The organism is Nostoc sp. NMS2, assembly GCF_017115105.1.
GTDB lineage: Bacteria > Cyanobacteriota > Cyanobacteriia > Cyanobacteriales > Nostocaceae > Nostoc.
Genome location: NZ_JABXKH010000132.1, coordinates 15,460 through 28,223, shown reverse-complemented (window position 1 = coordinate 28,223; position 12,764 = coordinate 15,460). Strand labels below are relative to the sequence as shown.

Genomic DNA, 12,764 nt, shown 5'->3' with positions numbered 1-12,764 from the left:
GAATTACGAATTACGAATTACGAATTACGAATTACGAATTACGAATTACGAATTACGAATTATTTATCCACTCCTTGGTCGAGGCAAAATTATAGAAAATTGCGCTCCATTTTCTGATAAAACTTGTGCCCAAATACTTCCTTGATGATCCAAAATAATTTTCTTAGCAATAGTTAACCCTAGTCCTGTACCTCCTCTGCGCCGGGAATAAAACGGGGTAAATACTTTTTGTAAATCCTCTTGAGATAATCCTGACCCTTGATCTGAAATTTTAATTAAAACTTCATCTTGAAAAACTTGCCAGCTACAGGTAATAGTTCCTGAGTTAGGACTGAAATGGACAGCATTACTGAGAATATTATCAAATACTTGTTTCATTTGTAATCTATCTATCTTCAATATCGTCGATGTATCGGGAATCAATATCTTAAGTTTTTTTTGATTAATTAAAGGTTGTAAATTTGTGATGCTTTCAACAACCAAACTTCTTAAATCTTGAGATTTTACCCTTAGTTTTGCACTTTGTCCACAATCAATAAGCTCATTTAAATTAGTATCTAAATCTTGTATACTTTCGCCAATGATTGTTGCTTGCTCTTGCCAAGGACTATCCGCTAACCCTAAGCATAAGTTATGTGCATACAATCCTATAAGTCCTAGAGAGTTACGCAATTGATGACCGACTCGATGCAAGATATCTTCTAGAAGTTGAATTTCCGTTTTTTGTCTTCCATAATCTAAGTAAATATCTACATACTTACTCAGGAGCATAGCAGAGCGTTTTACATATAATTGCAAACTCTCTGACAGAGGTTTATGAGTAATGATTTGAATGTATTCAGGTTTTTGATTTCTATAGGCTATGGGGCAAATGTAAGAAATGGATGAAAAATTCTTCAGTCTAAATTCATGCAAAGTCAAAGCAGGTGGAAAATCTGTAAGCCATGCTTCCGAGCGCAAATAAGCTAAAGTTTTTTGGGAAAAAGGAACTTGGTCTTGACCATAATTTATAACTTCCTGATGATTTTTAAGCAAGTAATCATGATATACAATCCGAGCGAAAAAAATTGGATATTGACTAGTTAACTGCTGAGACTCTAGCTGACAATAGCTCTGAATATCTGAGGAATTCAAATAATTCGAGCCATTCTCTAGTTTTTGTACATAAAAGCCTAGTGTCATAGCTATCACTCGCTTTTTGCAACTAAATATTCTACTCTTATGCTGACCAGTATAAAATTATGCAGTCTCAGAAATGTTTATTTTTTTGTTAAATTATTTTGTAGGATAATTGATACAAAGAATTATTAAGTTTGTATGCACAACCGCATCTTATTTATCTAATCGGATTCTTGAAAAACTAATATTCTCCAGCTGCGTCAATCATCATTCTGGGGATGAGGGGGATGGGGAGTAGGGAGCAGGGAGCAGGGGACAAAGGGAGAAGAGTTTTCCCCTTGCCCCCTGCCCCCCGCCCCTCTGCCTCTTTTCCATGCCCAATGCCCAATTCCCAATCGAAAAATATCGACAAAAGTCTAATTAACTTTAGAAGGTTGATACATATACTGTAGATGCATCTGGATTAGCTACCAGCAGAACACCTTCATGCTTATCTTCGTTCTTCAAACTTTAGCCGATATTCTAGCTGGAGGAACCTCACTTACCAGTACAGAGCAAATTGACTTTAGCCATCCTGGTAATCGGAGGGAAGAGGGAGCAGGGCCGACTCTCAATTTATATATTTTTGATATCCGTGAGAGTAAGCAGGTGCAACATTCTGGTAGGCAAGTTGAGCGCAAGCTAACACGCGCTCTACAACCTGTCACTGTAAATTGGGCACCCGCTTGGTTTGATGTTTCTCTGCTATTAACAGCTTGGGATAGAACAGCTTTAGGTGAGCATCACTTTATTAGTGAGGCGTTGACTGTGCTGTTGCGTCATCGCACTTTGGAAGAAGAGTTTTTGGTTCCTGAATTACGGGGCTATGGTAATTTGAACATGACAGTTGCCCTAGAGCCGCCAATTGAGATTGGCTCTTTATGGAGCGCTCTCAATGTGCCATTACGTTCAGCCTTATATTTGACAGTTACAATTCCTTTCGAGCCACAACCTACTCCAGTACCTTTGGTTTGGGAGCGGATTTTCAATTTGCGAAATCAATTGTCTCGTGATAGTGACAGTCTAGTATTAACCAGACGAGTTGCGATCGCAGGTATTGTCAAAAGTGCGGTGACAAATTTGCCACTGGTAGCGGCAGAAGTAGCTGTGAGAGGAACTGAAAAATCACTATTAACAACTAAAGAAGGGCTGTTCTTCTTTGAAGACCTTCATTTAGGTAATTATGTTTTGACTCTGAATCATCCTGGTTATTTACCTCAAAACGTCAATGCATTGGTAGATAACCAAAGTCATACTTTCAAAGAAATATTTCTAACTCCTGAATAATTAGATTTTTACTGACTTGGAGAGACTTTCATGGCTAGACTTGATTACTTTGCTCCTGGTGTCTATATTGAAGAAATTGACCGAGGTAGCCGACCAATTGAAGGTGTTAGCACGGCAGTTGCCGGATTTGTAGGCTTTACAGAAGATGTTCGTGGCGGGGCTGAGTTATACAAGCCCATGCTAGTGACCACTTGGACACAATACTTAAACTACTTTGCCCGTCCCAACTCTGACGGCTTCACCGACTTCAACGCCTATTTACCCTTTTCAGTCTACGGCTACTTTATGAATGGTGGCGGTCGTTGCTGGGTAACAAGCATCGGGACTCAGTTACCAGGCGCACCCAGACCCGCAACTCCAGAACCGGCTACCCTTAGAATCAACTCTAGAGGTAATCGTCCAGCCCTCCGTTTTACTTTGCGCCCTGAGCAAGCAGCAGGCGGATTAGTAAATCTCGTTATTATTGATGGTTCGCCCCGCGCTTTACCAGAAGGTACTGAAGGTGAAGCACCTCCAAATACGGGGGAATATTTCACTATCCAAATTCGTCGGGGAGATGAGCTTCTAGAGCAATACGAAAACTTGACAATGAACCGCGAGCCTGCTGGTCAGGTAGCCACTTATGCACTCACGGCATTGAGAAATTCGATGTATGTCACTTTAGAAGACATCACTCAAAGTGGACAGCCTTTAGCTCGTCGTCCGGTTAATGGTCAATATGAACTAGCGCCACCCATTGTTGCTACCCCACCCGATAGATTTTCGCAAAATTTAGAAGGGGTTAGAGACGATCGCACGGGGGTACGCGGTATCTTTGAAGTTGATGAAATTACAATGCTGGCCTGTCCTGATGTAATGCGGGCTTATCAAGAGCAGGTATTGAATTTAGATCAAGTCCACGGCATCATCGAACTGATGATTAGTATGTGCGAAGGTTCTGCAAGTGGCGATATTCCCAACCCGCCCAACCGCATGGTTGTACTTGATGCGCCACCGGATGCCGTCAAACCGCAACAAGTAGTGGAGTGGTTGAATAGATTTAATCGTCGTTCGATGTTTGCGGCCCTTTATTATCCTTGGATTAAAGTACCTAATCCACGCGATCGCGGTAATCCAATTTTAGTACCTCCTTGTGGTCATGTGATGGGTGTTTGGGCCCGGACTGATGAAACCAGAGGAGTTTACAAAGCCCCTGCAAATGAAGTTCCTAGAGGCGTAATCGGTTTAGGCTATGACACCAACTTCCGCGAACAAGAACTATTAAACCCCCTGGGGATAAATTGTATTCGCAACTTCCCCAACCGAGGTATCCGCATTTGGGGCGCACGCACATTAGTTGAGCCAGATAAAACAGAGTGGCGTTACATCAGTGTGCGTCGCTTAATTAGCTATATCGAAAAATCCCTAGAACTGGGGACTCAGTGGGTAGTTTTTGAACCGAACGACCAAGATTTATGGGCACGTGTAACCCGCACCGTCAGTAACTTCTTAGAGCGCATCTGGCGTGAAGGTGCTTTATTTGGCGCATCTCCAGCCCAAGCATTTTATGTCAAGTGCGACGAAGAATTGAACCCACCAGAAACCAGAATTTTAGGACGTTTGTACATCGAAGTTGGTGTTTGTCCAGTCAGACCGGCTGAATTTGTTGTTTTCCGCATCAGCCAATGGAATGGCATTGAAGATAGCGAGTAGGGCAATTCAATTTTGGATTTTGGATTAAATTTCAATCTAAAATCCAAAATCGTTCGACTGAGCGTAGTCGAAGTCTAAAATCCAAAATTCTTGTTCCCCATTCCCCAAATTAACTACACACAAAGGAGTCTAAAAGCATGGCAGGCGAATTTTTAACCTCTTGTAAATTTTACTTTGAGGCTGACGGAATTACTGATAAATTCATCAAAGAAATTAGTGGCTTAGGTGTTGAGAATACTCCAGCACAAGAAGTTCACGGTTCCTCTAAGGGCGCAAAACTAATGCGTCAAGCGACACCAACTGTTGTTAAATTTACTAACATCACAGTAAAAGTCATCGCCACTGATGATATAGACCTTTATAAATGGTATCAAGATTGTAACGAAGATATGGGAGATCCTCGGAAGTGGTCACAGAATCGGAAAACTGGTTCAGTGGTTGCTTACGACCAACAAGGCTCTGAAAAAGCACGCTGGAACATTGTCAATTGTTATCCTTGTAAATACACTGGGCCGACATTAACTGCCTCTGGTGGTGATATGGCAAATGAAACAGTTGAATTGGTTCACGAAGGAATTAAACGAATCAAATAATTAGCTTATGCAGTAATTAACAAAGTTTGGAGGTTTAAGTTGCATAACCTCTACAGGCAGAACGAATTGAAGCCTCAGCTAAATCTCCGTCACAAAATGTAATTACGTAAAGCCTGCGGCATAGCTTTGCTAAGAGCGTCATTACGAATTACGAACTTGTACTGAGCGACTTGTGCCGAGCGAAGTCGAGGTAAGTCGAAGTATTACGAATTACGAATTACGAATTACGAATTACGAATTATTTAACAGTGGTACAATCCGCAAGCCGAATTCCAGAAGTTCTAACAGCCCATCGGTTCTATTTAGAACTGACACTAGAAGGTCAAAACGATGCCAATTGCTTCTTTTTGGAGTGTCAAGGCTTCAAAAGAACACAAGAGGTAATTGAAATTTCTGAAGTTACTTCTCAAACCTGGGGTACAAAAGGGCAATCAAAAGGTCAGGTGGTGAGAACTAAGCTTCCTAGCAATCCCAAGAGTGGTAATCTGACTCTGCGTAGAGGTACTACCAAATCTATGGATTTTTGGAAGTGGTTTGAAAAAGTCGAAAAGGGTAATTGGTCACAGCAACGTAGACTTGTTGCTTTGTCTATTTATAATCAGGCAAATGAAGAAGTAGCTAGATTTGAATTAGCCGGTGCATGGCCTGCAAGTTACAAAATTGCCGATGTTAACGCCCGCAGCCATGACATCGAAATTGAGGAAGTGGAGGTTGCTTTTGAGGAATTTAAACGTGTGAAGTAATTAGGAGGAGTATGTTTCCTACAGAGTTTGAATTTACACTGCCAAAGGGGTATCTAGACTCTGAAGGCAACCTCCACCGCAAAGGTGTAATGCGGTTATCAACGGCGATAGACGAGATTGCACCCTTGCGTGACCCGCGTGTTAAAGCTAATCCTGTTTATGCCACCATTATTATCTTGTCACGAGTGATTACCCATTTGGGTGCTTTATCAGAAGTGACTCCTGCAATCGTGGAAAACTTTTTTGCTCAAGATTTAAATTATCTCCAAGATTTTTACCGTCGAATCAATGGATTGGAAGGCGAAACTTCCATACCAGAAGATACAGTAAATTCTCCCGAAGCACTTCTTCATAATTGAATTGGGCATGGGGCATAGGAAAGTGCTGTTAGCGGTAGCGGGGCGTTTAGCCCGTGCTGAGTACTAAGGTTAAAGTTCCGAGTTCAAAGGTTCAACGTTCGAGTAAAAAGGTGCAACTTTCGAGTTCAAAGGTTCAACGTTCAAGCAAAAAGGCTCAACTTCCGAGTTCAAAGGTTCAACGTTCAAGCAAAAAGGTGCAACTTCCGAGTTCAAAGGTTCAACGTTCAAGCAAAAAGGCTCAATTTCCGAGTTCAAAGGTTCAACGTTCAAGCAAAAAGGCTCAACTTCCGAGTTCAAAGGTTCAACGTTCAAGTAAAAAGGCTCAATTTCCGAGTTTTAAACTTGAAACAATAATATTTCTTCCTAACTCCTAACTCCTAACTCTTAACTCAGCACGGGCTAAACGCCCCGCTACCACTAACAGCACTCCTCAATGCCCAAATTAAATAACCTATGCGCCGTAAAAAGGATACTCTCTGCACAGAATTTGCTTTCACTCTTCCTAGAGGATTGAGTGATGGCGAACAACGAGTACATCGTCATGGGGTGATGCGTTTAGCCACCGCTAAAGATGAAATTTTGGTGCAACAAGAGCGCAAAGTTCAAGAAAATCCGGCTTACGGTGTCTTAGCAATGCTTGCAAGGGTTATCACTCGCTTGGGCAGTTTCAATTCTGTTAGTCCTGATTTACTCGAAGGACTTCTCCTCCATGACATTGCCTATCTCCGAGAATTTTACAATCGAATCAATCAGCAAGGCGATGTACATATTCCGACACAATGTCCTCACTGTAATACTCAATTTTCGGTGGAGCTAGAACTAGCGGGGGAGTAGTAAGCTACCCCTCTGATACTTTATATGAGGAGGTAGCTTTTATTGCTTATCATTTCCACTGGTCACAAGATGATATTTTAAATTTAGAACATACTACCCGTCAGCGCTGGGTAGCAGAAATCAATAAAATTAACCAAAAATTAATATGAAAGTAAAAGTTAGCTACTCACCAACTCTAAGTGAAGTCAATGAAGTTGACCTGACCATAGAAACTACAACCAGAGGAGAATGGTTAATAGGTCGTTCTCCTGATTCTGATTTAGTCTTAGACAGTCCTGATATCAGTCGGGTACATGCTAAGTTTTTTGTTAAAGCTGGAAATTACTACTTCTCTGACCTTGGCAGTAGAAATGGCTCAATATTTAATGGAAAACAAGCTGAAAAAGATCGACCATATTCTTTAAGTGATGGAGATATTATCAGGATTGCAGATTATGTTCTGATCTTGGAAGCAGTTGCTCCCGCTTATGAGCAACCAGAGACAGTCTTTAGAATTATAGACCCTTCACTGTTTTCTCGGCCGCGATCGCCTGAAAATATCAGCACTCCCAATCTTACTAATCCAACCCCAGAAGTAGTCAACGAAGTTCCAGCGCCAATTAGTCAAGAAGTAGAAACACCCTCCCCAGAAATTAGCGAAATCCCGGAAGTCGTTGCTAATCAAAGTGATGAAGTCATTCCGGTTGTTGAGGTAATCACCCCTGAAAACATCATTCAGTCACCAGAAGCAGTTGTCCATGATGAAATTGTGGATTTGCCATTAGTTGCCCCAGAAGTCGGTGCAGATGTTGAGGAAGTAGAGGTTCTAGTAGTTAGCAAAGCCTCAGAAGTTTCTTCTACTGTAGCCGATGGTGCGATCGCACCACCTGAAAATATCATTGAAATTTCTGAAGAGGAAATTACACTTCCAGAAGCCACTCACGATGAGGTTACAGACTTTCAAACAGCACTGGCGACAGAATCTACTTTCGTACAACGGCGTGATACAACTGCCATTCCCGAAGCTACTGACCATGAATTAGAAGCAGCACTAGAAGCAGAAGTCACCTTTGTACAGCCACGTGATATTTTCCACCATCCTGCACAGAGTGCCATTCCCGAAGCTACCTCCCATGAGAATGCATTAGAGGCGGCGCTGGAAGCAGAAGTCACCTTCGTGCAGCCGCGTGATATTTTCAGCGAAGTATCTGATGAAGAAAGTACCGTTATTGAAGTTACTCATAATGAAAATGAAGTAGTAGATTTAGATACACCAGTCGCAGAAGAAGTTAGACCAGATTTTGGTGTATTTGTCAATGAAGTTTCTGAAGAAGATGAGATTCAGCCGCCAGAAACATTGAGCCAAGTTACACAAGATAGCAGTGATGAATTGGTAGATTTGAATACACCATTGGCAGCAGAAGCTAACAAAGTAGAACCTAGTTTTGCTGTTGATGAAACAATAAGTGAAGTTTCTGAAACATCAACTGCACCTGATAATATCGTTGCAGAAGTTTCCAGCAATCAAGACATTGATTTGAATAATACAACTACAGAAGAAGCCAGTGTAAATGTTGATGATGTTGTTCCAGTAAGTGAAGTTTCTGAATTAGCTGATGTTCCATATTTGGAAACAACAGAAAGGGAAGCTCCTGAGAATATCAGTCAAACTATTGAAGAGGTTCCTGAAGTAGAAGCGACTCAATTTGATGAGACTCCAGAAGAAACAAATGTAAGTGAGCCTCCGCAAGAGATTATTGAAAGAAACATAGTACTCATTGCTCACGAGAGCAAGAAATCAGAACTTGCTGAATTTGTTTCTCAACATCAGGAATTTTTCTCACAAAGCTTTACAATTACCTGGCCATCTGTTGGCGAAGTCTTACATCAACAAGCAGGAATAACTATTAGTCAACAAACCCCCGCACCAATTTCTGGAGGATATCAAACAATTGCTTCATTGGTTGGAGCAGGAGAAATTTTAGCAGTTATTTTCCTGAGAGATTTGCTGCAACCTCAGCCTGGTCAGGCAAATGAAGAAGCGCTGCTCAGGTTATGCACTATTAATCAAGTTTTACTGGCAACCAATTTGCCAACAGCAGAAGCGATTGTACATTATCTTAAACATATATAGCCCTACTTAATCATTCGTGAAAAACAAGATACCCGACTTCTTTAAGAAATCGGGTATCTTAGTATTTCGAGAAAAGTTGCAAATTGCGTAGAATAATTTCAATGGTGAAAATGAGGATAAAAAATATGTATATTTTAAAATAAAACTTATCTAGAGAAATGCTTGCAAACTTAAAAACTTTATTTAGACAGCCAGTTATTCTTTCAAGTGTGATCGCTACAATTTTACTAGTGGGGATTCAAAAACTGGGGGTTTTCGAGTCTCTAGAAATGAAAGTCTACGACCAGATGATGCAATTACGTAGCGACCCAGGCCCGGACTCTCGTCTATTGATTATTGCTTTAACTGAAAAAGATATCCAAAAATGGAATTGGCCCCTGTCTAGTGAACTTCTAGACCGACTATTGGGCAAACTTGAAGAATATCAACCGCGAGCCATTGGTCTAGATATTTTCCGTGACTTACCTGTACAACCTGGTCATGAAAAGCTACTGCAACGCCTACAACAGAGCGATATCATCATTCCCATCTGTAAACATTCTGGTTCTAACAATCCGGGAATAGCACCCCCAAAGGGGGTTGAAGCAGAGCGAGTAGGATTTAATGATGTTGTAGAAGATACTGATGCCACAATCCGCCGTAACCTATTATTGGTAAGTGCAGAAGAGTCCGATTCCTGTCAAAGTACTTATTCTTTTAGCTTACAACTAGCACTTAAATACTTAGAAGTTGGAGGCATCCAACTACAATTTACCCCAAAAAAAGAACTACAACTACGAGATACTGTATTTAAACCCCTGCAAAGCAACGCTGGCGGTTATCAAAAAGCAGATACAAATGGCTACCAAATCTTACTTAACTACCGTTCTGGTCATCAGATTGCCCAGCAGGTAACTATTACAGAAGTACTTGAAAATCAAGTTAAACCAGATTTGGTGAAAGACCGCCTCGTTTTAATTGGTTCAACAGCTAATAGTTTAAATGATATTTTTAACACGCCATTTGCTACTGGTAAGTCAGATAATTCCGGCAAGATGGCAGGAATTGAAATTCATGCCCACAGCGTTAGTCAAATTCTCAGTGCTGTTCTTAATAAACAGCCACTATTTTGGTTTCTACCTGAATGGGGTAAAGTCTTGTGGATATGGGGATGGACAGTAGTTGGTGGGTTGCTGGTATCGCGGATTCAACATCCACTAGGCTTAGGGCTAGCAGGAGCAACAGCCCTTGCAGTGTTATTTGGAGGCAATTTTGTCATTTTTACCCAAGCTGGATGGTTCCCAGTAGTCCCGCCGGCGTTGGGGTTAGTATTTACCGCCGGGAGTGTTCTTGCTTATAGTGCTTATAAAACTAAGCAAGAGCAACAAGAAATTACCCAACGGGTTCAAGAACACCAACAATTAATTGTGGAATTGCAAGGTCTTTTACGGCAGCGCGGCTATGCCTCAAGTGAAGCACCAACTGTAATTGCTGATTCCATCGGGCAAGAAATTTCACTAGGAACTCTACTAAACAACCGCTACAAAATTACTCAAGGCTTGGGTTCTGGAGGATTTAGTAATACTTATTTGGCTGATGATATCCAGCGTCCTGGTAATCCACAGTGTGTGGTTAAACAGTTGCGTCCCCCCCGCCAAGATGCAGAATATTTAAATGTCGTCAGACGATTATTTGACGCTGAAGCACAAATTTTAGAAACCTTGGGTAAGCATCCACAAATCCCTCAACTGCTAGCTTTTTTTGAAGAAAATCGGCAATTTTCTCTAGTGCAAGAATTTGTTCGAGGGCACGCTATGGACAAAGAACTAACCTCTGGAAAGCGACTAAAACAAGCTGAAGTTGTGGAAATGCTCAAAGAAGTTTTACACGTGCTTGTTTTTGTTCACAGCTATGGTGTAATCCATCGAGATATCAAACCTAGTAACTTGATTAGACGAGAATCAGATCGGCACATTGTTTTAATTGACTTTGGCGCGGTTAAGCAAATTCATCCTCAGCAGCAAGAAGCTCAGACCATTTCAATTGGTACTCCTGGTTATGCACCTTCTGAGCAAATGAGCGGGTTGCCAAAACTCAACAGCGATATTTATGCGCTGGGAATTATGGGAATTCAAGGTTTAACTGGGGTAGATCCTAGAGAATATCGCAGAGATATAAATATTGGTGAAATAATTATTCAAGCTGAAGCTGATGGTAATCAACAGATTTGGCAACATTGGCGCGAACTAACTGACGCTACAAACGAGTTAGTTATTATTTTAAATAGAATGGTGCATTTCGATTTTACTCAACGATATCAGTCAGCAACAGAGGTTCTCAAAGCTCTCGAAAGTCTTTAGTAATATCTAAGAGGTTGTTTGAAAAGTAGTTGGCTGTATCTTTGCACTTATTGATCCCCCCTAACCCCCCGATAAATTGGGGGGAACCCAACAAAGCCCTGAAAATTGTTGGGTTTCGTTCCTCAACCCAACCTACAAATCTTCAAAACCTACGCAGTATTGGGATGGGTTCAATTTTTCAGATATTGCACTCGATTAGCTCACCCGAATGGGTGAGGAATAAATCAACCGATCAGGTGATCTGAGTGCAGGAAGTTGAGACTGATAAAAAATAAGATTCTATTACTCAAGAACACAAATTGCACTCTCTTATAACTAAAGATAATTTTATGAAACTCTCTATCTTGATAGATTCTGTACTCATTGTTACTTCGATTGCTTTATTGCCTGGAATCGGTGGCGCTCAAATAGTTACTCACAATAGTGGCAAACCTATAGCTATCAACTCTAACAATTTACCCACTCATTCTACAAACGTCAGCTACCTCAAACCCTTTGATGCTACATTTCTAGCTCATCAAGGAGGACAAGCTTCTGTTTCTCCCTAATCATCATCCCATTACCAAAAATTACTTTAACCCTTCCAACCTTGGAGGGGTTTTTAGTTGATGCTTGCTTTTTGTATAGCGATCGCTCCATAAACAGTATGCTTATCTCATAATGCTTATATAGCAACACTTTCAGCTAGTATGGCTCTGGTATCACAAACCCTCAGATTACCCTGCTCCCACTGTAGCGCAGCCTCTCACACTCCCAGAAAAAGGGCCGGGTAATAAATTATTTACTGTTCTATCAAATTAACGTTGTTAAGTTACTCAGCAGGTGTAGTTTTCACCTCCAGGCTGTGTTAAATATTGTGACGCGAAACAGGAGTATAGATACGTTGCTAAAGCTTTCTCCAGAATCTCCTCTATTTATTGTCTTAATTATTATTAGTTTTTTAATAGTAACTTTGTCAACTTGGTTATCGTCTAAACCATTTATTTTAAAACCATTTGGGTTTAATGATATTATCCAAATACTCACATTACAGTTATTTATCTCTTTATTACTAGAGCGCTCTTTAGAAGTTTTCATAACTACCTGGCGCGGCCCATTCGTTGAACAATTAGATATTAGTATTCAGCAAGAAAAGGCTCTCATATCCGAGAAGCTAAGACTGATGGAAGTCCAACAAAAACAGTTTCCTTCTTTTGAATCAAATCAAACCAGTGGACTACCACCTGAAGGAATGAGTTTAGAACAGCAAATTATCCAGAATTTTACGCAAAACCAACAGGAATCATTAAAAGTATTTAAGCCACAAATGGATAATGTAAATGAAAAAGAGCGCAAAAAAGCAGCTTATAAATCTGAGACACGAGTAATTGCTCTATGGACATCCCTTTTATTTGGTCTTTTAATGAGCGCAATAGGTATTCGCTCAATTGAGCCACTTGTAGTTCTTGATTTAGATAATCCAGTCCAAGTAATTATTTTCCGTTGTTTAGATGCATCACTTACAGGAGGTTTAATTGCAGGAGGTAGCGAGGGAATTCATAAGCTCATAAAAGTTTTTATCGACTTTATGGAAGCTACATCTAAACAAATCAAAAATCAGGGATTATCTTGATGAAAGGAAGCATTCTATTTGCCAAAATGCCGGA

At 40.7% G+C, this 12,764-nt stretch carries 12 protein-coding genes; 11 read left to right on the top strand and 1 reads right to left on the bottom strand.

Annotated features, from left to right (window positions below; all coding sequences use genetic code 11):
• Window positions 1–63: 63 nt before the first annotated feature.
• A complete protein-coding gene (locus tag HWQ36_RS23580) occupies window positions 64–1,134 on the bottom strand; it encodes a HAMP domain-containing sensor histidine kinase (protein WP_292707019.1) in 1,071 nt (356 codons plus the stop codon).
• Window positions 1,135–1,605: 471 nt separating this feature from the next.
• Here HWQ36_RS23580 and HWQ36_RS23575 point away from each other — a divergent pair, with 471 nt between their 5' ends.
• From HWQ36_RS23575 to HWQ36_RS23530, 11 genes are all read left to right on the top strand, one after another.
• Window positions 1,606–2,445: a Pvc16 family protein gene (locus HWQ36_RS23575; RefSeq protein WP_292707017.1), complete on the top strand. Its 840-nt coding sequence runs from the start codon at window positions 1,606–1,608 to the stop codon at window positions 2,443–2,445.
• A gap of 30 nt (window positions 2,446–2,475) precedes the next feature.
• A complete protein-coding gene (locus HWQ36_RS23570; RefSeq protein ID WP_292707015.1) occupies window positions 2,476–4,137 on the top strand; it encodes a phage tail sheath C-terminal domain-containing protein in 1,662 nt (553 codons plus the stop codon).
• Window positions 4,138–4,274: 137 nt separating this feature from the next.
• Complete coding sequence (locus HWQ36_RS23565; RefSeq protein WP_094347975.1) at window positions 4,275–4,730, top strand: phage tail protein; 456 nt, start codon at window positions 4,275–4,277, stop codon at window positions 4,728–4,730.
• A gap of 248 nt (window positions 4,731–4,978) precedes the next feature.
• Window positions 4,979–5,473 carry a phage tail protein gene (locus tag HWQ36_RS23560; protein WP_292707010.1) on the top strand — a complete coding sequence of 165 codons (495 nt, stop codon included), beginning with the start codon at window positions 4,979–4,981 and terminating at the stop codon, window positions 5,471–5,473.
• An 11-nt stretch (window positions 5,474–5,484) separates the two neighbouring features.
• Window positions 5,485–5,832 carry a hypothetical protein gene (locus HWQ36_RS23555; RefSeq protein WP_292707007.1) on the top strand — a complete coding sequence of 116 codons (348 nt, stop codon included), beginning with the start codon at window positions 5,485–5,487 and terminating at the stop codon, window positions 5,830–5,832.
• A gap of 453 nt (window positions 5,833–6,285) precedes the next feature.
• Window positions 6,286–6,666, top strand: a complete 381-nt coding sequence (locus tag HWQ36_RS23550) for a phage tail assembly protein (RefSeq protein ID WP_292707004.1) — start codon at window positions 6,286–6,288, stop codon at window positions 6,664–6,666.
• Window positions 6,633–6,815, top strand: coding sequence for a DUF6760 family protein (locus HWQ36_RS34425; RefSeq protein WP_366829554.1), 183 nt, complete (start codon window positions 6,633–6,635; stop codon window positions 6,813–6,815). The genes HWQ36_RS23550 and HWQ36_RS34425 overlap by 34 nt, the downstream gene beginning before the upstream one ends.
• On the top strand, window positions 6,812–8,779 hold the full coding sequence (locus HWQ36_RS23545) for an FHA domain-containing protein (RefSeq protein WP_292707001.1): 1,968 nt from the start codon (window positions 6,812–6,814) through the stop codon (window positions 8,777–8,779). Before HWQ36_RS34425 ends, HWQ36_RS23545 begins: the two co-directional genes overlap by 4 nt.
• A 158-nt stretch (window positions 8,780–8,937) precedes the next feature.
• Window positions 8,938–11,118 (top strand): CHASE2 domain-containing serine/threonine-protein kinase, encoded by a 2,181-nt coding sequence (locus tag HWQ36_RS23540; protein ID WP_292706999.1) that lies wholly within the window; start codon window positions 8,938–8,940, stop codon window positions 11,116–11,118.
• A gap of 329 nt (window positions 11,119–11,447) precedes the next feature.
• Window positions 11,448–11,666, top strand: a complete 219-nt coding sequence (locus HWQ36_RS23535) for a hypothetical protein (RefSeq protein WP_292706998.1) — start codon at window positions 11,448–11,450, stop codon at window positions 11,664–11,666.
• Between the two features lie 335 nt (window positions 11,667–12,001).
• On the top strand, window positions 12,002–12,730 hold the full coding sequence (locus tag HWQ36_RS23530; RefSeq protein ID WP_292706996.1) for a hypothetical protein: 729 nt from the start codon (window positions 12,002–12,004) through the stop codon (window positions 12,728–12,730).
• Window positions 12,731–12,764 lie beyond the last annotated feature (34 nt).

What these genes read in the sequence shown, in the direction of transcription:
- HWQ36_RS23575 (WP_292707017.1), top strand. Translation starts at nt 1,606, where the DNA reads ATGCTTATCTTCGTTCTTCAAACTTTAGCCGATATTCTAGCTGGAGGA.
- HWQ36_RS23570 (WP_292707015.1), top strand. Translation starts at nt 2,476, where the DNA reads ATGGCTAGACTTGATTACTTTGCTCCTGGTGTCTATATTGAAGAAATT.
- HWQ36_RS23565 (WP_094347975.1), top strand. Translation starts at nt 4,275, where the DNA reads ATGGCAGGCGAATTTTTAACCTCTTGTAAATTTTACTTTGAGGCTGAC.
- HWQ36_RS23555 (WP_292707007.1), top strand. Translation starts at nt 5,485, where the DNA reads ATGTTTCCTACAGAGTTTGAATTTACACTGCCAAAGGGGTATCTAGAC.
- HWQ36_RS23550 (WP_292707004.1), top strand. Translation starts at nt 6,286, where the DNA reads ATGCGCCGTAAAAAGGATACTCTCTGCACAGAATTTGCTTTCACTCTT.
- HWQ36_RS23545 (WP_292707001.1), top strand. Translation starts at nt 6,812, where the DNA reads ATGAAAGTAAAAGTTAGCTACTCACCAACTCTAAGTGAAGTCAATGAA.
- HWQ36_RS23540 (WP_292706999.1), top strand. Translation starts at nt 8,938, where the DNA reads ATGCTTGCAAACTTAAAAACTTTATTTAGACAGCCAGTTATTCTTTCA.
- HWQ36_RS23535 (WP_292706998.1), top strand. Translation starts at nt 11,448, where the DNA reads ATGAAACTCTCTATCTTGATAGATTCTGTACTCATTGTTACTTCGATT.